At 52.3% G+C, this 21,702-nt stretch carries 14 protein-coding genes and 4 pseudogenes; 15 read left to right on the top strand and 3 right to left on the bottom strand.

Annotated features, from left to right (window positions below; translation table 11 throughout):
* Window positions 1–1,575: 1,575 nt before the first annotated feature.
* The 14 genes and pseudogenes from IEY43_RS16870 (at window position 1,576) to IEY43_RS16805 (ending at window position 17,574) form a co-directional block, all read left to right on the top strand.
* On the top strand, window positions 1,576–3,045 hold the full coding sequence (locus IEY43_RS16870; protein ID WP_188950011.1) for a tyrosine-protein kinase domain-containing protein: 1,470 nt from the start codon (window positions 1,576–1,578) through the stop codon (window positions 3,043–3,045).
* A 2-nt stretch (window positions 3,046–3,047) separates the two neighbouring features.
* Complete coding sequence (locus IEY43_RS16865; protein ID WP_188950009.1) at window positions 3,048–3,677, top strand: arsenate reductase/protein-tyrosine-phosphatase family protein; 630 nt, start codon at window positions 3,048–3,050, stop codon at window positions 3,675–3,677.
* 303 nt (window positions 3,678–3,980) lie between these two features.
* A complete protein-coding gene (locus tag IEY43_RS16860; RefSeq protein ID WP_188950007.1) occupies window positions 3,981–5,825 on the top strand; it encodes a polysaccharide biosynthesis protein in 1,845 nt (614 codons plus the stop codon).
* Entirely contained in the window at window positions 5,818–6,954 is a 1,137-nt protein-coding gene (locus tag IEY43_RS16855) for a DegT/DnrJ/EryC1/StrS family aminotransferase (RefSeq protein ID WP_188950005.1), read from the top strand. The genes IEY43_RS16860 and IEY43_RS16855 overlap by 8 nt, the downstream gene beginning before the upstream one ends.
* On the top strand, window positions 6,951–7,571 hold the full coding sequence (locus IEY43_RS16850; protein WP_188950003.1) for a sugar transferase: 621 nt from the start codon (window positions 6,951–6,953) through the stop codon (window positions 7,569–7,571). The genes IEY43_RS16855 and IEY43_RS16850 overlap by 4 nt, the downstream gene beginning before the upstream one ends.
* Window positions 7,564–8,208, top strand: a complete 645-nt coding sequence (locus IEY43_RS16845) for a NeuD/PglB/VioB family sugar acetyltransferase (protein WP_188950001.1) — start codon at window positions 7,564–7,566, stop codon at window positions 8,206–8,208. The genes IEY43_RS16850 and IEY43_RS16845 overlap by 8 nt, the downstream gene beginning before the upstream one ends.
* The gene (locus IEY43_RS16840) at window positions 8,205–9,359 is read left to right on the top strand and encodes a glycosyltransferase family 4 protein (RefSeq protein ID WP_188949999.1); all 1,155 of its coding nucleotides are present in this window, start codon (window positions 8,205–8,207) and stop codon (window positions 9,357–9,359) included. Before IEY43_RS16845 ends, IEY43_RS16840 begins: the two co-directional genes overlap by 4 nt.
* 121 nt (window positions 9,360–9,480) lie before the next feature.
* Window positions 9,481–10,599, top strand: coding sequence for a glycosyltransferase (locus tag IEY43_RS16835; protein WP_188949997.1), 1,119 nt, complete (start codon window positions 9,481–9,483; stop codon window positions 10,597–10,599).
* 72 nt (window positions 10,600–10,671) lie between these two features.
* Window positions 10,672–11,919, top strand: a complete 1,248-nt coding sequence (locus tag IEY43_RS16830; RefSeq protein WP_188949995.1) for an O-antigen ligase family protein — start codon at window positions 10,672–10,674, stop codon at window positions 11,917–11,919.
* Window positions 11,920–11,921: 2 nt separating this feature from the next.
* Window positions 11,922–12,992: a glycosyltransferase gene (locus tag IEY43_RS16825; protein ID WP_188949993.1), complete on the top strand. Its 1,071-nt coding sequence runs from the start codon at window positions 11,922–11,924 to the stop codon at window positions 12,990–12,992.
* Window positions 12,993–13,011: 19 nt separating this feature from the next.
* Complete coding sequence (locus IEY43_RS16820) at window positions 13,012–14,319, top strand: hypothetical protein (RefSeq protein ID WP_188949991.1); 1,308 nt, start codon at window positions 13,012–13,014, stop codon at window positions 14,317–14,319.
* A gap of 82 nt (window positions 14,320–14,401) precedes the next feature.
* Window positions 14,402–15,790: an IS256 family transposase gene (locus IEY43_RS16815; protein ID WP_188949989.1), complete on the top strand. Its 1,389-nt coding sequence runs from the start codon at window positions 14,402–14,404 to the stop codon at window positions 15,788–15,790.
* A 57-nt stretch (window positions 15,791–15,847) separates the two neighbouring features.
* Window positions 15,848–16,018, top strand: a pseudogene (locus IEY43_RS16810) (IS3-like element ISAar45 family transposase); the annotation flags it as partial.
* 107 nt (window positions 16,019–16,125) lie between these two features.
* Window positions 16,126–17,574: pseudogene (locus IEY43_RS16805) on the top strand (integrase core domain-containing protein).
* 161 nt (window positions 17,575–17,735) lie between these two features.
* On the opposite strand, the pseudogene IEY43_RS16800 reads toward IEY43_RS16805, so the two are convergent.
* Window positions 17,736–17,969 (bottom strand): annotated as a pseudogene (locus tag IEY43_RS16800) (ISL3 family transposase); the annotation flags it as partial.
* A 271-nt stretch (window positions 17,970–18,240) separates the two neighbouring features.
* Between IEY43_RS16800 and IEY43_RS18255 the strand changes: the two are divergent.
* Window positions 18,241–18,520 (top strand): annotated as a pseudogene (locus IEY43_RS18255) (integrase core domain-containing protein); the annotation flags it as partial.
* 100 nt (window positions 18,521–18,620) lie between these two features.
* Here IEY43_RS18255 and IEY43_RS16795 read toward each other — a convergent pair.
* Both IEY43_RS16795 and IEY43_RS16790 read right to left on the bottom strand, forming a co-directional pair.
* Window positions 18,621–19,889, bottom strand: a complete 1,269-nt coding sequence (locus IEY43_RS16795) for an oligosaccharide flippase family protein (protein ID WP_229777467.1) — start codon at window positions 19,887–19,889, stop codon at window positions 18,621–18,623.
* Entirely contained in the window at window positions 19,886–20,809 is a 924-nt protein-coding gene (locus IEY43_RS16790) for a GNAT family N-acetyltransferase (RefSeq protein ID WP_188949985.1), read from the bottom strand. The genes IEY43_RS16795 and IEY43_RS16790 overlap by 4 nt, the downstream gene beginning before the upstream one ends.
* Window positions 20,810–21,702: the final 893 nt, after the last annotated feature.

The raw sequence follows: 21,702 nt of genomic DNA, 5'->3' as shown, positions 1-21,702 counted from the left end.
CAGTATGTGTGGGGTTGACTCCGCGCTGAGGCCGTAGGGTGTGGCGCTGGCGGATCCTTCGTTCCTCGGGGCTGACCCTATGGCTCCTTGCGGCATCAAGCAGGGGCCAGATTTTTCTTGGCCATCCAATTTTCAACGATTGAAGACCGTTCGACAGGCCCCGCCGGCTGGAAGTTGCCATAGAACAGCCCTCCAGGCAGCCTGCACGGCCAGTCATAGGGGTAGGTAGGAGACCGCCGCATTGGTCGCTGGACGTAACAGTTTGAGCTAGCCGTTCACGCCAGCCCAGAACGGCGTCGCGGTGTGCCAGATACTACTTTCCGCGTTGAGGTCGTTGTTCCTATGGCTCGGTGCGGTACTGCAAAAGCTTCTTCGGTGCGAGCTGGATTACCCGGAGATCCGATGCTCCATCAAAGCAGATATCTGTCCCTGTTTTGGTCGCTGGAAACAAAACCACAAGGCGAAGCACGCGGCGTCGGCCATGCGCGTGGGCAGGGCGCGCTACGAATTGGCAGACTTTCTGGTGGAGAGCGGAAAAAGTCCAGCACCATGGACTCAATATCTTATGTAGGTGCTCCCTGCAATGGTGCACGGACGAGCCTGAAACTCTGGACGCGGGCCGCGCCGTTTCGCGCGCAGGCGTAACTACCCTCTTTGATCTATCTATGGGCGCGGAAGCATTTGCCGCATCATCCTCTGGAAAAGATTCATCCCGGCGTTATGCAGTTACGGCAATGAAGACCGCGACAACAGCTGCGATAGCAAGAATAGCTAGTCCGGAGACCTTCCACGCGAATGGAACCCCGGGACCTATACGGTAGTTTGGATCACGTCGACGACCACGTGCAGAGTTGCTCATGAATGTATCTCCCCAACAGAATTAAGCGTTCCCCCAAGGAACATGCCGTTTTTCGGCGCGTGCTGCAGTTTTGATCCACTTGGAAATGCGCGGAACGCAAGATGCACCCACCCTGCCAGTATACTTATCTTCGCTCCCAAAGTGACTTAGGTTAACTTTGTGAGTCTTTTTAGAAGTCTCACGGTGTGCTTCTCGGGTACGATCCATCTGCAATCAACGGGTTTGGGCTGCAAGTTACTCGGTCAGCGTGCTTTTGCTCAGATTTAGACATTTGATGTCATCCGCTGTGAAAAACCATATTGCTGCAAATCCGCGAAAAAACTGCCTCCGGAATCGTCCTGTTCGACGGCGAAGCACGCGCCGTTGTCTTCCGAACAGATTGCCGACAATGAAGAATTCGCAGTGATCGATTTGGTTCGACTAGCAGATTCCTCTCGTTGCAGCTTTGCGTGACTCTCCTGGGCCCGAGGTCATATTGTTCCCGTTTGGAACAAAAGCCGTGATTCATGGTGATAACATCGATTCGTGGAGAAACCGTAACCCGCGTAGGAATCTTCATATTTCCATGGCTGGGCCGATCTGGGGAGGTCGCCGGCGTGGACAGGAATGCGTCGATGTTCGAGAACCCAAAAATGGAAGAGTCTCTTCGGGGGATCTAAATCTCTAACACGTTCTGCAGTCAATTGTCCCGTTAGAACTTTAGGAGAACATCTACAGTGGAGTTACGTGATTATCTACGAATCTTGCGTAGATACTGGGTCCAGATCGTAGCCACGACGCTGCTTGGCATCATTGTCGGGGCTGTAGTCTCAATCACCGCAACACCGAAGTATGAAGCGAGTACCCAAATCTATGTTTCGGTCCGTGGTGACGGACAAGCTGTGGGAGAACTGGCTCAGGGATCCACAGTGGCTCGCCAGAGCGTCTCAACCTACGCCTCCATTGCCACGACCGAAAGCGTCCTTGGGCCAGTGATCGAGAAACTCGATCTCCCGCAAAGCCCTGAAGTCCTGTCAGCGCAAATTCAAGCTACTGCCCCGGCCAATCAGTCATTGATTTCGGTGATAGTGACCGGTGAAGATCCCAAATTGACTGCACAGATTGCTAACGAGGTCGGTAAAAGCTTGAAAGCAGTGGTGGAAGATGAACTCGAAGCCTCAACGACTCGTAACGAACCCAGCTTAGTATCGATGAATACGGTTCAGCCCGCCACGGAGCCGGTCGCTCCCGTAAGTCCTCGTGTCCCACTGAATCTTGCGCTTGGGACATTGCTCGGTATGGCCCTTGGACTCGGCATTGCCGTGCTGCGTGCTGTATTAGATACTCGCATTCGCTCGCTGCAGGAGATAGAGCACGCTACCGACGTACCTGTACTTGGAGGAATTACCTATGATGCGGACTCTCCGAAACGGCCGTTGATCGTCCAATCCGATCCCCACAGTCCACGGGCCGAGGCATTCCGGACACTACGCACCAACCTCGAGTTTCTTGCGGTAAGCAATCAGGAGCACTCGCGAGCCCGTACCTTTGTGGTCTCATCTCCCGGCCCTGGAGAAGGCAAATCGACTACGGCAACAAATCTTGCCCTGGCATTGGCAGAGACGGGCACGAGAGTTGTGTTGATCGACGGCGACCTTCGCATGCCAGCAGTGGCCCGCTACATGGGCATCGAGGGAGGGACCGGACTCACCGATTTACTGATTGGCAGTGTGGAAGTTTCCGATGTTCTGCAACAATGGGGAAAGGACGAGCTTTACGTGCTTCCCTCTGGGAAAGTTCCTCCGAATCCCAGCGAACTGCTCGGATCAAAGGCGATGGATGAGCTTCTGAATCTTTTGGGCGAATTATTTGATTACATCATCATCGACGCGCCCCCGCTATTGCTGGTGACTGATGCTTCCGTACTCAGTCAGCATGCCAGCGGCGTTCTTATTGTTGCTGCTTCGGGTGCGACTCGCAAACAGTCGTTGATCGGAGCGTTGGATACTTTGGAAATCGCGGGTGGGAAAGCCCTCGGCATCATTGTCACGATGCTGCCCCTGAAGGGGCCGGATTCGTACGCTTATGGAGCCTACGGCGCTTATGGCGGCTACGGTCGTACCGGGGAGAAGCAAGCCAATGCCATGGCTGAGGAACTCGCTAGTTCCATTCCACCGGGTCCCATCGGCCGACGCAGTGAGCGTTAGTCATGCGTTTCTCGTTCCCTCGCATGGCGTATCGCAGTGGCCCAGTCCACGTCCTTTTTGTGTGCACAGGTAATATCTGTAGGTCCCCCCTCGCAGAGATGATTCTTCGTCATGAAATTGGTGATTTGCCAGTTGTTGTGTCGAGTGCGGGTACCCAATCATTAGAAGGCCACGAGATGACAGAGCAGAACCGACGGATTGCAGAGCGCAACGGTGTGATGGATGCCCACATGCATCTGGCACGCCAAGTGAATAGCGACATGGTCAAGGATTCTGATCTTGTTCTTACTCTGAGCCGAGAGCATCGGCGCCACATTGTGAACTTGGTTCCAAAAGCGAGCCGTTACGCCTTTACCTTGCGAGAATTTGGCCGCCTAGCCTTGGCATTCGCAAATCAATCGACGGCTACGGTGCCTGAAAAAGTTAACGCGGTGGAAGGAATGAGGAATGCGATAGCGGGAGCCACAAAGCTTCGTGGAACCCTCCCACTATTGGACGATCCAGGCGACGATGACGTTATTGATCCGTATCGCAAGAACGATGTTGTGTACGAGCAATCTGCCGAACAACTTATCCCTCCGATAAGGATTATCGCAGAGCTTTTACGCAAATCGGCGATGGAGCTGAAATAGATCGTGAGACAAACGCCAAGACCAAACCACAAGCCACTGTCCAAGACCGCAGTTATTATGGGACTCAGTATCTTGGGTGTTGCCACCCTTCTATTTGTAACGGTATCCCTCACAATGACGTGGTAGTTCGCCGAGCCAATCCTCAGACAAAGCTTCAGCACGTCGAACCGACCGTAAGCATAAAGTTTGAATCAATAACCGTCGCGAAATCGCATATTTTCCTGTTGATGTAGACCTCACTCGCACCGTGGTATTACAGCAACGAACGCCATCTGTGCCTCAGGGTAGGAAGAATTTCTTGTAATGCCACAAAAAACAATACAACTACGCCGTGCTCGTTTACGTTCCTTCATGAGACTCAATGTTGATTGTGCGATTTGGCTTGGCGCCACCATTACCGCGGTGCTCTTGAGATACGAGTTCCGCTTCGAAGAAGTCAACTGGTTACCCATTATTTTACTTGGTATTGCTGCCGGGTTACTTCACGTCGTATTTGGTTTCTGTCTGGGACTATATTCGGGGCGATATCAATACGGTTCCTTTGTTGAAGTTCGTTCGTTAACGGTCGCGGTCGTCATTGAAACGTTGATTCTAAGCCTGGCCCTCATTCTCGTGGTCGCTTTGTTGCCTGAATCCGTCAAAATTCCACGAAGTTCCGTGCTGATTGCGTTTCCTTTGGCTTTGTTGGTGATGTTCGGACTACGTTATGTGTGGCGTCTTCAATTGGAGCGATCACGCCAGCCAAACGGTCAAGCCTCACCAACATTAGTTGTCGGTGCAGGTAACGCGGGGGAGCTCATAGTACGAAGTATGATGACTGATCCTGACTCGGCACTACGTCCAGTTGGGCTGCTCGATGATGACCCGACTAAAAAACGTCTTCAGCTTCATGGCGTACGCGTATTGGGTGGAACGCAGGATATAGCCAAGGTGGCTATGGAGACCGGAGCCGAAGTGCTCGTGCTTGCCATTGCCAAGGCCGAAGCTCCCTTGCTGCGTAAACTAACTGACGCGGGAGTGAGTGCTGGATTAAGGATCCTGGTTTTGCCTATGATCCAACAGTTAGCCTCCAACAATATGTCGGTTTCAGATCTTCGATCTATCAATATCGAGGACTTGCTTGGCCGTCATCCAGTGGATACGCATATCGAAAATATCGCTGGTTTCGTGACAGGTAAACGAGTGCTGGTGACCGGCGCAGGGGGTTCCATTGGTTCCGAGCTCTGCCGGCAGCTATACCGCTTTGGGCCTAAAGAACTCATCATGCTTGATCGGGACGAAACTGGATTGCAACACGCCCAACTGGGGACAGTTGGGCATGGTTTGTTGGATTCCAGGGATGTGGTCCTAGCTAATATTCGTGAATCCGATACGCTGGAGAAGATCTTCCAGGACAGACTGCCTGAAGTTGTGTTTCATGCGGCGGCGCTTAAACATCTGCCAATGCTTGAGCAGTATCCAGATGAAGCTTGGAAGACCAATGTCTTAGGGACACTCAATGTCGTTAATGCCGCACGTTCCGTCGGGGTCCAGACGTTCGTCAACATCTCCACAGATAAGGCCGCCAATCCAACAAGCGCTTTGGGGCATTCGAAGCGAGTCGCTGAGAAGATTACTTCGTGGGCGGCGGAAGACACCGGCTTGAACTACCTCTCTGTTCGGTTTGGGAATGTTATTGGTAGCCGCGGCTCCATGCTTCCGACATTTAGAACGCTCATCGAAGCTGGTGGACCGGTAACTGTCACACACCCCGAAGCGACGCGCTACTTCATGACTATTCCCGAGGCCTGCCAGCTAGTTATCCAGGCAGGGGGGATCGGAAGACCCGGTGAAGTCCTAATCCTTGACATGGGGGAACCCGTGAAGATCCTTGATGTTGCCAAACGAATGATTGCTATGTCTGGGAAAAAGATCGAGATCGTCTTCACGGGTTTACGCGAAGGGGAAAAGCTCCATGAGGTACTTGTCGGACACAAAGAGAATCTTGAACGACCGTTCCACCCAAAGATTGCTCATACACGCGCCGATGTAATTCAGCCCGATCGACTCAATAAAGAGGAATGGCTGAAGCGTATGATCAATCAGCCAAATATGGAACAACTTTCTGATGCTGGCGCACAACGGATAAAGGACGATACGAATGAATGAGCAAATTGGCTTGTCTTTACCCGACGTGGGTGAGTTGGAGGAACAAGCGGTACTAGCAGCCATGAGGGGGGGATGGATTGCACCATTGGGTCCAGAGGTTGACGCTTTCGAGGCAGAAATGGCTCGAAGAGTGGGGGTCTCCCACGCGGTAGCGCTGAGTTCTGGTACTGCTGCCCTACATTTGGGGTTACTGACCATAGGTGTGCAACCTGGCGATATTGTGGTCACTTCGACTATGACTTTTGCGGCGACAACCAATGCCATCATGTATACCGGTGCCGAGCCATATTTCATTGATTGTTTGCCCGAGACGGGCAATATGGATCCGGCGTTGCTTCGGCAAGCGTTGGTACATTTGCGTGAAAAGGGAGAGCGCGTAGCAGCGATCCTGCCGGTGGACTTGCTCGGTAAGACCGTGGATTACACGAGTATTTTAGCGATCGCAGATGAGTTCGGGATTCCGGTTTTCTCTGATGCAGCCGAATCCTTGGGGGCGACTCATCGCGGCCAAGCTGCCGGCAGCTTCGGTGTTGCCTCCGTATTTTCTTTCAACGGGAACAAGATCATGACGACCTCCGGTGGCGGCATGCTGTTGACCAATGACGGGGGATTTGCGCAGCACGTGCGTTATTTGGCGACCCAAGCCCGACAACCGGTGGTTCACTACGAGCACGTTGACATCGGATATAACTACCGAATGAGCAACATTCTCGCCGCATTGGGTCGGGCTCAGCTTCAGCGGTTGGATGCAATGATCGCTAAACGTCGTGAAATACGTGAGCAGTACAAGGAGCTATTCGCCGGGATTGACGGAATCCAAGTCTTTGGCTCTCAGGGGGATCAAGAAGATAATGTGTGGTTAACCGCCATTTCGATCGATAAGGATGTGACGGGATTTGATCCTAAGGATTTTGCGTCTGCGCTAGCGCGACACAATATCGAGAGTCGGCCGATGTGGAAGCCCATGCATCTGCAGCCGGTGTTCTCTCATTACCGGGGGGAGATCAACGGATCTGCAGAACGACTTTTCGAAACTCACTTAACATTGCCAAGCGGCTCTTCCCTGAAACAGGTACAACGCGAATTCGTGCTTCAGAGGATTTCGGAATTCGTTGAGTGTAAGGCATGAGCACGAGACTACAACGCTACGATGTGGTGAAACGCGGTATCGATATAATCGGGGCGGGCGCGGGACTGGTTTTACTCTCTCCAGTGATGGGGGCAACTGCAATGCTAGTCCGTGCAAAGCTTGGTTCCCCAGTACTATTCACCCAAGAACGTCCGGGGCTAAACGGAAAGATTTTCACTTTGTACAAATTTCGTAGCATGCTGCACGTTGATGAGGCAAAGGGCCTGCTCAGCGATGAAGACCGGCTCACGAAGTTCGGCAAGATTTTGCGTTCGACAAGTCTCGATGAGCTACCTTCCCTAATAAATGTGTTGAAAGGCGAGATGAGCCTTGTCGGACCGCGACCGCTTCTCGTAGAGTACTTGGAACGCTACACCCCAGCGCAGGCGCGCCGACATGAAGTGCGACCCGGAATAACAGGTGCAGCTCAGGTCAGCGGCCGCAATGCGATAACTTGGGAGCAGAAATTCGCTCATGACATCAATTATGTCGAGAACCGCAGTCTCAGATTAGACGCAGACATCATATATAGAACCCTCAAGGCGGTTTTCGCGCGTGAGGGTATCAATCAGCAAGGCCACGTATCCACGACAAAGTTTGGAGCGTTGGATGACTGAGGACATTGTAGTCATAGGTGCAGGTGGTTTTGGACGCGAGACACTCGACGTCATAGAAGCAATAAATGCCACGTCCGACGTGCCTATCTGGCATGTTGCCGGTGTCGTTGACGACTCGCCCGCTGATGTTCAATTAGAGCGGATCGAAGCACGAGGGTACGAATATTTAGGCACGTCCGCTACCGTGCGAAAATGCCTAAAGGCGACCCGGTTTGCGATAGGAATCGGTTCGCCTGCAACGCGTGCGAAGCTTGCAGGAATTTTTGAAGATGCTGGGTGGACGCCGACGACCCTTATCCATCCGGCTGCAATAATCGGATCGGTCGTTAGGGTCGGGGACGGATCTATTGTCTGCAGTGGTGTGCAACTATCTACGAATACGAAATTGGGACGATATGTTCACGTCAATCCAGGCGTAATCATTGGGCATGACGCCGAGCTTTATGAATTTGTGTCAGTGAATCCCGGAGCAATAGTTTCTGGCGAGGTAACCATACGCGAGCGAACACTTGTAGGTGCTGGCGCGGTCATATTGCAACAACTAGTTATAGGTGAAAAAGTTCTTGTTGGAGCTTCCGCATGTGTAACTCGCGACGTTCCGGATGGGTTGGTAATAAAAGGGGTGCCTGCTCGATGACGAATCGTCCGCGTTTATGTTTTATCGTTACGAATGCAATTACGGCTACCACGTTTCTGCCTGGTTACCTTCGTTTTCTATATGAAGATGGTTGGGACGTAGTTTTGCTTTGTAGCGATGGACCAGGTTTGGATAACCTCTCCGGAGTTGATGGAATATCGGTTCACATACTCCCTATGAAGCGTGAACCTGCACCCGTCAGAGATTTTATTTCATTAGTTAGAATGTATAGTTTTTTCAGGAGATTGCGTCCGGACGTCATTGTTTACGCGACTCCGAAGGCCAGTCTTCTAGCTTCAATTGCTGGCCGACTCGCCCGAGTTCCGCGCCGCGTCTACGAATTATGGGGACTGCGCATGGAGACTGTCAATGGGTTGCCGTGCAAAGTTTTTGGCTTGCTTGAGTGGCTGACCGCAAGACTGTCTTCAATAGTCATCGCTAATAGTGCGAGCCTTGCGACACGTTGCATGGATTTAGGGGTGAATGGTGGACATAGAGTGGTCACACTTGGTCATGGCTCATCCCATGGCGTTGATTCTGAATACTTTAGTCGAGAGGCAACCATGCCACTTCTCGACCCGGAAACGTCGACAGCGATAGAGGAAGGCGCAGCCCCAGTCGTTGGGTTCGTTGGACGTCTGCATCCTGACAAGGGGTTAGATACATTTTTGGAGGCTCTCCAAATCTGTAACGAGCAGGGTGTAGTTTTCCAAGCCTTGGTCGTGGGCGAGGAAGAAGGAGCGGGGACGGCCAAGGCGATTAACCAGCTACGCGAGCGTATCCCTGTTATACTCACTGGTCATGTGGATGACCCTAGGCCATACCTTAGAGCAATGTCCATGTTGGTACTTGTCAGTAGACGCGAAGGCTTTCCCAACGTCGTGTTGGAGGCGGCCGCGCTAGAAGTCCCGGCAATCGTCTCCGACGCGACAGGCTGCGTTGATGCTGTAGAACATGACATTACGGGTGCCATTGTACCCGTAAGCGATCCAGAAGCACTCGCCGCGGCAATTGCTTTGGCGCTAAGGAACCCTGAATGGAAGAATTTTGGGTCGGCCGCACGAAAACGGGTAGTGCGGGATTTCGCGCAGGAGACCGTGTGGGGTCTGCATAGTGCAGCGTTTTCTGGATCCATCTTAGGCTCGGACTAACGGCCTACCTCGCCGGTCAATACGCCTCCTCGCAGAGAAGTACCCGCCGGCACGTTCGTTAATTTATTTGACCAACAATATTCTAGTTCGACCTTGCTTTCGCATGGTGTGAAGCGGATTGATGAAGCTGATGATTATTGAAGTAATACGGGGCCTGGGCCTCGGAGGTGCCGAAACACTCTTGTATAACCGGTTACGGCATGCCACCGAAACCAATCCTGCTGGTTTTGAGAATACTCTTGTCGTGAACACACTTGCTGAAGCTTCATTCTACTCGGAGAAATTGAGAGCGCTAGGAATTCCGGTTATAGAAATTCGCCCTCGGGACCCGCTTCGCGGAATGATCCATCTTAACCGCGTGCTCGAAGCATTAGGAAGAGGCTGCACAACGATTTACCATTCTCCTGTTACGACGTACTTAGAAAAGGCACGGCGTTCGATGTCAAGGAATCATAATGGTCCCCTGATTGAGGTCGTTCACAGTACTCGCTATCGTAAAATTTATCTTCAGATGGGACGTTGGCTAGACCGAAATGCTGATTTAGCAATCGCGGTTAGCAACGATGTAGCCATGGCACCTACGGTCTCCCATTTTTCTCACGTACGAACGCTCCTCGCAGGTGCCGACGTTGGTCGTATGCGCGCATGGGTACAACAAAACCCCAATGCCCCGCAGGAGTTTCGCTTGAGCAAAGATATTCCAGCAGGACATAAACTGATCGTTACAGTGGGAAGTCTAATACCGCTAAAGGGGCAAAAATACGCCATCCAAGCCCTGTTGGATCCTAGACTTTACGACGTTACCTTGGCACTTATAGGGGAAGGCCCCGAGGCGGGAGAATTGATGCGTCTTGTCGAAAGGTTGGGCTTGTCTGAGCGAGTCCGATTTGTGGGGCGCGTCGTGGATGCTTGGAGATGGACTGCTGTTGCCGATGCACTTGTTCATCCCAGCTATTTTGAGGGTTTACCGGTGACTCTCATGGAAGCTGCCGCTCTGGGAACGCCGATAGTCGCAACAAATGTCGGCGGCGTTCAGGAAGTATTTGATAAAGGGGCAAGAGGTAAGTTGATTACTATCCCGGAAACCGCTCTGGTAGCCGACGGATTAGTAGATGTGCTCGATTCCATCCCACCAATTTGCCATGCATTTTCGAGTCGTGCGGAAGGGGAATCCTTCTGGTCGCTTCAACGGTACACCAACGAATTCTATGCCATGATTGGTGTAAAAAATGGAGGCTGAGAGCATTGCGTACATGCGCTATTGAGCGTGAAGGACTTTTGTCGGACCCTAAATTGAAAAGGTGTCCGTGAAATGACGTTTACGCTCACCATAAGTGCACTTTTATTCGCTGTCCTCGCTTTTACGCTACGCAGAAACTTGGGTTTTCTGGCAACAGCTTTCTGGACTATGTTTCCAGTATACGGTGTGCTTCTTCCGGAAGGTATTGGTTTACCCGCTCTTACCGCTGGATTGATGCTTATAGCAATGATGGTTGCCGTCCGGTCGCGGCAAAGATTTAGTGTCCCGGCACCGCTAATAGCCGGCGTTATCTTGGCTGTTATGGTGAATGCCCGCGAACTTTTGGATCCTTCTGAACTTCGCGGCGAAGGTATTCGTTTACTTGCTTCAGTTCTTTCCGCCGCATTTGTCGGTTTTATAGGTCACACTATCCAATGGAAGCAAGGATTTGCTTGGGGTCTTTTACCCGGTGGTATAGTACTTGCCATCGCTGAGATAATGCGTGTACTTTCTGGTGGCACAATACATGCAAGTGAAGTCGCTTTCGGTATAAATCCTATAGTTTTAGGCCAATATGCAGCCATAGCGGCGGTAGTTACCGCGTTCCAAATATTCCGCACCGCATGGAGTCGCTCGATGTGGCTCATTTTCATAGTACTAGCTGGAGGGGTAGTCGCTACGGGGTCACGGGGGCCGTTGCTGGGACTTACCGTTGCGTTTCTCTACCTACTAATAACGCGGACGCAAACGGATCACCGGTCACGAATTCCGAGAATCGTGGCACTTTTATTAATGCTTGCGGTCGGAACGTTAATCATGATGAAACTTAAAATAGATTTCGCTGGCTGGTTCCGAGTGGAAGATGCAGATCGCAACGCAGGCAGTCGAATCGATGCATGGGGTGGTGCATGGACGACGATCACGAGCGACGGATTATTGGGCGCGGGACCGGGCCGCTACTTCGAAGGAACGTATGGAGCAACAGTTGGGTTGCCAGATGATCCGCACAATATCTTGCTCGAGATTTGGTCGGAGTTCGGTTTAGTCCTCGCTATTGTTCTTATTGTTGTGATGGTGCTGGCCTGGCGCACTTCGGCTGAGCGAGGCCAGGCTTTCGTCCTATTGGCGGTCGCTGTTGCAAGTGTATCCGGAGCGCTGGCAACCTCGTTGGTCTTTTGGATGGCACTTGCACTCGCAACAAGTACGCAGTCGCTGAAGAACGACAAAGAAAACGTTCGGCGAATTTTAGACGAATATTCGGACGGAAGTCTTAAACGGGTCAAGAAGCACAAGGATCCCCATGGAAGAGGTAGGTATTAGGAATGCAGGACGACTCTCGAATGCTCCGGATCGCGTACGTCACGCCTTATGACGAACAGTACCATTCTGTAAACATTCATACCGCTCGTAGAGTCGCCGAATGGAACCGGCTTGGCGCTTCGGTAGAGCAATTTGTTATTGGTGACGGTGGACGTTCCAGACGAGGAGCAATCAGTAATGCAATAGTTGACTTCAGAGATCGTAGCCGGCTTACTTCAGCTGTCGAAAATTTTGGCCCGTCAGTAATTTATGTTCGTTGGTTGAGCCCTGTTCCTGGGCTACTTATGAAACTTAACTCTATAGCTCCCGTGGTTTTGGACATTCATGCAAACGACATACGCGAGACTGCCCGCGAATCGAAGATGCGACAGACTTACATGAAAATGTATCGCAATGCGGAACTGCGCGTGCCTAATGGAGCCACGTTTGTCGTAAACGAACTGGCTGAAGCACCAGAGTACGATATCCTCGCTGGACGGAGGGCAGTTTTTGGCAATGGCAGTTGGGTCGAGAGGCGCGCATCTATTCCAGACGGCAAACCGAAAGTTGGGATTGCAGTAGGCGCCCCTAATGCATGGACGGCACTTGATAGATACGCTACGCTCGCCCAAGTGCTCCAAGATGCAGCCATATGGGTTGCGGTCTGTCCGCCTGATCTGGTCCATGAAGTACAGTCACAAGTTGGCGGGACTGTCAAGGTGGTCGCTGCCGCGAGCGAACAAGAATATTACGCCGAGCTCGCGAGCTGGACCGTCGGCATGGCCTCACTCGGTCTTGAACGAAAGGGTCTGAGAACGGCAACTCCGCTAAAGGTTCGCGATTACGTCGGCATCGGGTTGCCCACTATACTGCCTTTCTGGGACGAAGGGGTAAGCCCGTTAGCTGATCCCTTGGTTCTCCAGCTTGCTGGAGAAGGAGAGCTTCCTGCGAGTAACATCGATCCCAATCTTATACGTCAATTCATCAGGGCAGCGCACGGAAAGAATCTATCGCCCGCGACATGTGACCATATTTCGGGTGTTTCTATCGAATCTCGACGCCTCAAATTCTTGAACGAGATCGCATACCTTTAGAATAGGATATCTTCCGTACATGGAAATTACTGAGAAATTATTTGTAAATAATTCAAAAATCCGAGCGAATTCCATTACGGTTGACATTACGCCGTTAGGCAGAGTCGACCAAGGATGCGGGATTGCGGCTGAAGAAATAGACCTTGACGGGGCTCAGGAGACGCTCGAAGCGAACCTATTAGCCCTCTGGGTAGGGGCCGAAGAGGAACCGTTATTGATTGTCACTCTTGATTTACTTTATCCAGGCAAATATGTGCGCTCCATTATTGAAAAAGTATCTGAGCTACCTTCGGATCGTATTTTAGTCGCAGCTTCGCATACCCACGCAGCACCTATGACGGATGCCTCTAAACCAGATCTTGGTGAACCGAATCCAGACTACATGAATGCACTTTCAAGCGTTCTGGCACGCGCAGTAACCGATGTACTTGATCCAATTAAAGCGGTTGACGTGCGTTTTAAATTAGCTAGCGGAGAGGCCGATCATTCAGTCAACCGACGTCGAACGCAGCTATTCCACTTGGGCCGCAAGGTGCGGGGACGTCACATTTCGTTGAGCCCTAACCCCATGGGTTCCCGCGATGAATCTCTGATCCTCGGATCTTTAGTTGACCCGGATGATCGCGTGGTTTCTTATATTTGGAACTACTCATGCCATCCTGTGTCACATCCGACGCCCCGAAAAAACTCGGCGCACTTTATCGGAGCGGTTCGAAGAGGACTTAGGAAGGAGGGTGCAACAGCAGTTCTTTTTCTGCAGGGATTTTCAGGTGACACTAGACCGAATGGCTCGGTTACTAAGCTAGGACTAATAAGCAGATTGAGAAACGCGGGCGTTCGGTACGGGTTCGCGACCATGAGCTTCAGTGCTTATGACGAATGGACGGAATCATTGGTCCATCTTGTACTGCAACTTCAGCAAACTCTGGATCAGGTTGACGTAGCGGATATTGTCGTATCTCGTAAGTCTATATCCGGAGAAAAATTTTCCGAAGGGCAACTAACGCCTGTCATTTTTCAAGCCTGGCGCTTCGGTACCGCTTTGACAATTGTTGGGGTAAGTGCTGAAGCGGTGTCAGAGTATTCTTCGTATGTGCGTGAACTTACTTCGGGAAGACTCACCATGTGTGTGGGATGCATGGACGATGTCTACGGATATCTCCCCACATTGACAATGGTTAAAGAAGGCGGCTACGAAGGCGGAGAATTCTGTGGTGCGTTTGGGCTCGGCAATTTGTCGTTAGGAATTGAAGAGGCAGCAAAGCAAGGGTTTTATGCCGTACTAAGCTCGATAGCTCCTAATTACGGCAAAAGCCTGTCGGATTGACTCTAAAACGAGCCTGAGCCTGTCAGATGGATTGTGTAAGACCCCTAGTCAATTGATAGAAAGAGACTAGGAAAAACACGATATGACCATCCAGAAAGACCAGGCCGAACAGAGCATGGAAAATGCCTCCGACATCGCCGAGAAGATCGCTGCCCTCGGCTCCATGGACGCCGTGAAGGACTCCGGCGCGTTCGACGAGCTCATGGGCTTCATCGACCGCGGAGAAATCCAGCTCGACGGCAAAGACGGATTCATTCAGCAGATCATCCGTGCCGGGCTGGAACGCGGCCTGAAATCCGAGCTGAGCAGCCATCTGGGCTACGAGCAAGGCGAGGCCCACGGCCGGTTCCTGCCGAACTCCCGCAACGGTTCCTATCCGAAGACCGTGTCCACGGTGGCCGGGGATATTGACCTGCAGATCCCCAGGGACCGGGCCGGTACCTTCGCCCCGACGCTGGTGCCCAAGGGCTCGCGCCGCACCGGCGGCCTGGATGAAATGATCATCTCCCTCTACGCCGGCGGCATGACGGTGCGGGATATTGCCTATCATCTGGAAACCACGGTCGGCACCCAGCTGTCCCACGACACGATCTCCAAGATCACCGACGAAGTGCTCGACGAGGTTGCCGCCTGGCAGGAACGCCCGTTGGAAGAGTTCTATCCGATCCTCTATCTGGATGCGCTGGTGGTCAAGGTCCGTGACGGGCACCAGGTGCGGAACAAGGCCGCGCATATGGCGATCGGCGTGACGGTGGAAGGCGTCAAGCATGTGCTGGGCCTGTGGGTCACGGAGAACGAGGGTGCGAAATTCTGGGCCCAGGTCTGCGCGCAGTTGGCTAACCGCGGAGTCAAGGATGTCCTGATTGCCTGTTGTGACGGGCTGACTGGTTTCCCGGAGGCGATTGAGGCAACGTGGGCGCGGGCGACCGTGCAGACCTGTGTGGTGCACCTGATCCGGGCGGCGAACCGGTTCGTCTCCTACGGTGACCGCAAAGCGGTCAGCGCCCAGTTGAAGAGCATTTACACGGCACCGAGCATCGAATCAGCCGCGAAGGCGTTGGATGATTTCGAGGCCAGTGCGCTGGGGCAGAAGTATCCGTCGGCGGTGGCCACGTGGCGCAACGTGTGGGAACGCTTCACCCCGTTCCTGGAGTTCGGCCCCGAGCTGCGCAAGGTCATTTACACGACGAATGCGATTGAGTCGATGAACTACCAGCTGCGCAAGGTCACCAAATCCCGGGGGCACTTCCCGTCCGATGCGGCGGCGGTGAAGATGCTGTGGCTGGCGATCTGCAATATCGAGGACAAGCGGGCCAGGGAGCGGTTCAAGGATGCGCAGAAGAAGGGCCGCACCCCACGGGCCGGCGCCGGGTCGCATCTGGTGGAAGGGGCCGGGACGAATGGCTGGAAGCAGGCGTTGCAGCAGCTGGCCATGGCCTATCCGGAGCGCATCGAGCCGTATTTGAAGTGAGTGTTACGAAGCCCTGAATAACGGACGTGACTACGGGCTTACACAAACACTCTGACAGGCTCTGTGCTGGACCGGCGCTGGTGGACGACCCGTCAGGAGCTGAGATTGGCGATCATGACCTGGCTGGAGGGGAAGTATCACCGCAAGCGCAAGCAACGACGTTTGGGGAAACTGACCCCGGTTCAGTTTGAGGCTAGAATGATCGAGTCTGTCGCTCTGGCAGCATAAACCTTGGTGTCAACCAAACCTTCAGCAGACCCAACTCATGACTTCGTGGACACCATGTCTCAACAGTTCGTGGACAAATCAAGCCCGCTTTCTGGCACTGTCGAAACATGACAAGTGCCCTTCCGCCACGCGTGCGATCAATGATCATCAACTTCGACCCCACGCAACCAGATGCCCTGAGCATCACCGAATTCTGCAAGACTCAGAAAATCTCCCAAAGTATTTTCTATCGACTTCGGCACAGAGCAACCAACGAATCGGCTGCGGCTCTCCACCCGCAATCCAGAGCACCAAGAGAACCAGCCAGGAAATACGGCCCAGAAGTGATCAACGAGCTGGTGAAGATCCGCCAGAAACTCAAAAAGGATGGGTGGGACTACGGTCCCAAAACCATTCATTATGAAGCAACGATTAACGAAGACACTTTCCCAGGCGGCAAGATTCCGTCTATTGCTACGATAGGCCGCTTACTGGCCAGCGTCGGTCACGTGGACCGCAACCCTCGCAAACGACCCCAATCTTCCTATGTCCCCTTCGCACGGTCAACGGCCATGGCCCAGTGGCAACTTGATGCTTTTGAATACCGAACCGCCAAGAACCAGCTCATCACCGTGTACCAGCTCATCGATGATGCCAGCAGATTCGATGTTGGCTCCCCAGCGTTCCAACGCCACGAAAACAGCCAGGACGCTCAAGAAGTCCTCGTGCACGTCATCGCTGAGTACGGTACACCGCAAGAGGTGCTCAGTGATAATTCCAAAGCGTTCAACCAGCTGCGTAGCGGGAGATTCGGCTCAGTAGAAATCTTTCTCGCATCCAAGGGAAGCATGCCGATCACTGGGCTTCCGGGACGGCCTACGACACAGGGGAAGAACGAACGGTCACACCGGACGTTGCAACGTTTCTTGACGGCGAATAAGCCACAGGATCTGGCCGATATGCAGAGGCTACTGAAACGCTATAGGGAACATTACAACAAACAGCGTCCGCATCAATCCTTGAACCAAGCGACCCCACAGGCTGCCTGGGAACTGCTGAAGCACACGCCGCCCACCGAACCGATTCACTGATCAGTGTTGGAAGCGAAAGCCGCCGAATATCTCAGTAAACGTCGCTTGGCCCGGCCTACGGCCAGCAGGTTGGACGTGGTCGTGTCGAAGTCGGGGGAAATCATGAAGAGAACTCATGATGCATTGGCTCCAGTGCCCCTGTTGGAATCTAATCAGATGCTTGTGGAAGTCACTAGGGAAAACCGCAGAACGTTCTATCAAGGGTTCCACATTTCGTTGCCCACTTCGTTCGCTCGCTGCCAGTTCGTCAGGACGATTACGGACACAGAATTCTTGTTGTCGGACCCTGAGACGAGTGAAGTTGTCATGTCGTTCCCGCTGCCGATGGTGGCCTTGAAAGTTGAGGGCAAGTTCGTTTCCTCGTATTCAATCAGGGGTATTCAGATGACTCTGGCGACTCGTCAATGGGAGAAGAAAGCTGAGCAGTACCGTGCCGTCATCCAGGCTCGTGAGGAGCAGTCGCCGACGTTCTTCGAGCATCACTAGGTGATATACGGTTACCAACCGCTCAGGTCGGTTGGCAGTTGGTAACTGTGTACAAAGTATTGAGATCCACTGTCCACGAAGTGCTGAGCGTCAGTGTCTACGAAGTGACGAGATTTCACACCCAGTTGAAAGAACAGGAGTACCTACAAGCGCTATTCTGCACGTACCAACACCTGCAGGTCGTCCCCACCGGCGGGCAGATCCTTGACCCGGTGCACCGGCCTAGCTTGGATTCGGGTGGTCAGCACCCCGCACGAAGGACAGGCAGCTTCAGTCGTGATGGGCTCAACAAGTACCTGCCATCGGGCAGATTCCTGGGTCACGGTGATGACACGCTAGTCGGTGAGGTTCAACAGAATCGACGCAGCATCGATTCCAACGGTATCCTTGATCACGGCTCGTAGTTCCTTGCAGATGAATTTGTTTTAGTCGACATCCATCTTCGCAGAGGACTACGAGCCTTACTTATTTTGGCGTCACCACGCCAAAAATCGAAGAGCCCTTTTAAGCCCAGGTACGTGGAGCCTGGTATTACGCGTCGGTGGTTCACTCGCTCTGTCGCCTGGGCAGAACCGGGGACGGCCACCAGGAATCCTTTGGTACTGGATTTCGGTAGTCGTCGGAGCCGTGAGAAAAATCTGGGTTAACAAGATATCGACAAACTTGAATCGCAGGACGCGGTACAACTCGGACGTCTTTCGCTCCTGGTGAGGTGCACACGAGGTGCGGCAGTCCATGGGCCGCACTGGGACGTTGGGATAATGCCGTATCCGAATCGGAATTCTCAACGTTATAGAACGAAATGTTCCACCATCGGGCCTTCACCAGCCGCTTGGCGGCCCGGACCGCGGTGATGGAATACATCGAAGCTCGTTGCAACAGGGAATGGCCTCATGCGGCCAATGGAGGCTTGATCCCTCAGGCTGTCCCGGGCGTGTATGAGTAGAGCATTTCTCAGGCTTTCGCAGCTTGAGGATATTTAGAAAAATCCAAACATAGTGTCTCAGGAACTTGACCGGCTCAGTTATCGAATTCCGTCATAATCTTTAGGACTGTGATTCACTTTTCAATAGTGAAAATACATAGATCCACGTGATGAGATAGATACAGCCGAGCGATCCATAGATAAGCCATAACGCGATTTCCGGCCGCGGTGCGTATAACACTGTCGAGGTGATTGCAATCGACATTAGCACTATGCGGACCGCATCGATAACTATATTCGCTCGTGCGCGCTGAAAAAGTATAATCGCTCCCGATAGAGGAGTAGCAATAAGTCGAACGGCACCGGTAAGAGCGAGGATTTGCACCAAGGGTACGGACTCAACCCACGCAGCGCCGAGTATGGTTGTTATCAGCTGGTCTGCAACGAGAGTCAGAGCCCCGAGCCCAAGCACAGCCACGACTGAAAGGCCTGTCGTCAGACGTAAGAACAACATAAGGTAGGCGCGACTATTAGAACGCCGGAGCTCGGCTAGTTCAGCCATGAAAATTTGACCTACTGCTGTACCGATCACGGTAACAGGTATAGCGACGATCCGCTCTGCCATTCCTAATTGACCCGCAAATTCAAATCCGTAAACGGCGGTAAGTACGATTAGGGGGAGTTGCAAACCCAGTGAGTTCAAAAGAGAAGACGGAGCGAAAATGATTGGGAATCGCCAATATTCGCACCATACATGGCACACGTCCCTCCATCGATGTCTAGCTATCATCCGTCGTCCACCGATAATTAGGGTGATTAGGCCAGCGAGACGACCAAGTAATGAGCCGAAGAGCAGACCAGAACTTCCCCAAGAAAGCGTGCCGAAAGCCGCTTGCGAAGCACCTGTAGCAGTCGACTGATAAATTGAGCGCACGGAAATATCGCGATAGCGATGTTCTCGAATGGCAAGTTGTGAGAATATAGCGAATAATCCTGTGGGGAAACTCGTCATGAAAACCCAAAAGGCCAGATGAGGAGTATTGTCGGCTTGGAAAACCAGGTCACTTATTAATTCGGAAAAACCTGCCCATAGGATCGATACGGTGAATGCCGAGAAAATTGACAAGCTAACCATCGCTCGAGTTTGACGACGCGAAACCGGCAATAGGATGGCACTATCAAAACGCAGTGCGACTGCTGGAGAGATCACTGCCGAGACAGCAAGCACTAAGGACAATACGCCAAAGTCGGCTGGCGAGTACAATCTTGACAACACCGGTAACGCGAGAAGCGTTATTATCTGCGAAAAAATTGACGCGCCTGATAGCGTTAGAAATCCGCGAAATTGTCGATTTCTAATTAAACGACGGACGTGGAGACAGCGTTTCACTTATGAAGTAGCTGACTCAAACTGGCAGCGAGCGTGACAAATTTGCCCTGCTTCGAGATTGCATGGTATGGGGTCTGCATTGCTCCGAATCCGCGGTAGAAGGATTCAACGGGTCTAATCATGGAACCCTCGAAGTCAAAGACTTTAGTAAATTCCGCTGCAGCCTCAATCGCTGCCCAATGAACTAAATTACCGCTTCCGCTTTGTCGTAGTTCGGGATCTGCCCCGGAAACAAGTAAATATGCTCGTCTGTGATCCCCTACTAAATAAGCCGCCGAGTGTATCCGACCATCCGAATCGATCCCTAGCAGGGCCCGTCGTTGCCCATAGGCCTTTGCCGCTTCATCAATTCTATTCAGAAGATCGAAAGAATAGGGCATGTCTAATCCTTGTCGTCTAAACGTTTTCTCCGCAAGCCGAGCCACCTCCTCAATTCCATCACTTTCTACGACCGAAATGAGTTTCGCTGCACGTTTAATACTGTATCTAGATGATTGACTCATCCTTTCTAGTAGCTCAGTCGGATTTCGAAGATCCTTCAGTACATAAGTATATTTAGTAGTTTGGGAAAAGTTCTCCCAGTGAAATGGCAACCAATCTGTTATCGATGGGTGAAAACTTTGGCTAAAAATGTCATATTTGGGGAGTTTAGAGATGAGTTTCTGGGTGAGGTCTCGCCGTCGTTTCAAACTTCGTGAATGGTCAGAGGAAGCCTGTTCAATCCACGGCCCGAGCGTTTGGGTCAGTTGGGGCTGACCAATGATGCGCAAACCATATTTTTTCTTCAGTATGAACGGTAGGCGTGCAATTGTCTTCCCGCCTTCGTCGACTTCAATTGCATCCCATTGACCTGGCGCCGTTGCGTCCAGCCACCACGGCTGCTCGAAGATAGAGTATGTTTGCGCTATCTGGGAGTTCATGAAGCATTCCCGTTCGTACCTTTATTGGTTACCGGGTGCTTGGCAGCACGATCCCATTTTCCGTGCGTGATTGTTGAAACCTTCGGAATACGAAAAGATTGCGTGTGTACTAAGCCCATGGGTTTGAACCCGAATGTTTCATGTGCGCGTCTTGAAGCAACGTTCGATAAATCTGTGTCGCTAAAAACTGACACTTCATCACTGAATTGGTCGCGGACGTAACTTATCCCAACGTTCTTCAATGCTGACCAGAGCCCTCTTCTGCGGTGCTCCACACGGGTGTGTTCATTGAAGCACCAAAACTTATCTCGAGATATGTTTGCCGGCAGATGCGTGGGAAAACCGGAACCCGGTGGAGCTATCCAGTGCGTAGCAGCCCATGCTGAGTCCTGGTGCGCTACAAATCCGTAGCAACCTTTGTCGAGCGACCGAAGATAGCTCTTTAGACGCCACTGGTCAATATCTTCGCGGGCAAAGAAAAATCGTACGGATGCGTTATCAAGTTGCGAAATCTCGTACCCTTCCAAAGCATGACACTCAAGTGTTACGGAAGAGTTGAGGACATATACGAGGTTCGTCTTATGTCGAATGTATGGCAAATCTGCTCCAGGATGTCTGTGTCACAAGAATGGCGTACGGGCCGTTCGCCCGTGACTCGATAGTTGGTTCAAATATCGGATCTTTTCCCGTGAGGTATTAGATAAATCCGGTCTAACAGCATTAGGAATCCACCTAACCATTACATCATAGTTGAATTTTCCCGACAGCACTCACTCCACCTCCTCAATGAGTAAGGCGCCTACTATCTCCGACTGGAGAGCTTTGGGGGCTCTTCAGGATTGAGAGTGTAGCCACCTAAAACCAACACCCGGGACCCCGGGCATGTCGCCAAA

The organism is Glutamicibacter protophormiae, from assembly GCF_014647495.1.
GTDB lineage: Bacteria > Actinomycetota > Actinomycetes > Actinomycetales > Micrococcaceae > Glutamicibacter > Glutamicibacter protophormiae.
The sequence above is the reverse complement of the archived record's forward strand: the minus strand, read 5'-3'. Positions and strand labels throughout refer to the sequence as shown.

Coding starts and splice junctions, on each gene's coding strand:
- IEY43_RS16865 (WP_188950009.1), top strand. CDS start 3,048: ATGCGTTTCTCGTTCCCTCGCATGGCGTATCGCAGTGGCCCAGTCCAC.
- IEY43_RS16860 (WP_188950007.1), top strand. CDS start 3,981: ATGCCACAAAAAACAATACAACTACGCCGTGCTCGTTTACGTTCCTTC.
- IEY43_RS16855 (WP_188950005.1), top strand. CDS start 5,818: ATGAATGAGCAAATTGGCTTGTCTTTACCCGACGTGGGTGAGTTGGAG.
- IEY43_RS16850 (WP_188950003.1), top strand. CDS start 6,951: ATGAGCACGAGACTACAACGCTACGATGTGGTGAAACGCGGTATCGAT.
- IEY43_RS16845 (WP_188950001.1), top strand. CDS start 7,564: ATGACTGAGGACATTGTAGTCATAGGTGCAGGTGGTTTTGGACGCGAG.
- IEY43_RS16840 (WP_188949999.1), top strand. CDS start 8,205: ATGACGAATCGTCCGCGTTTATGTTTTATCGTTACGAATGCAATTACG.
- IEY43_RS16835 (WP_188949997.1), top strand. CDS start 9,481: ATGAAGCTGATGATTATTGAAGTAATACGGGGCCTGGGCCTCGGAGGT.
- IEY43_RS16830 (WP_188949995.1), top strand. CDS start 10,672: ATGACGTTTACGCTCACCATAAGTGCACTTTTATTCGCTGTCCTCGCT.
- IEY43_RS16825 (WP_188949993.1), top strand. CDS start 11,922: ATGCAGGACGACTCTCGAATGCTCCGGATCGCGTACGTCACGCCTTAT.
- IEY43_RS16820 (WP_188949991.1), top strand. CDS start 13,012: ATGGAAATTACTGAGAAATTATTTGTAAATAATTCAAAAATCCGAGCG.
- IEY43_RS16815 (WP_188949989.1), top strand. CDS start 14,402: ATGACCATCCAGAAAGACCAGGCCGAACAGAGCATGGAAAATGCCTCC.
- IEY43_RS16790 (WP_188949985.1), bottom strand. CDS start 20,809: ATGAACTCCCAGATAGCGCAAACATACTCTATCTTCGAGCAGCCGTGG.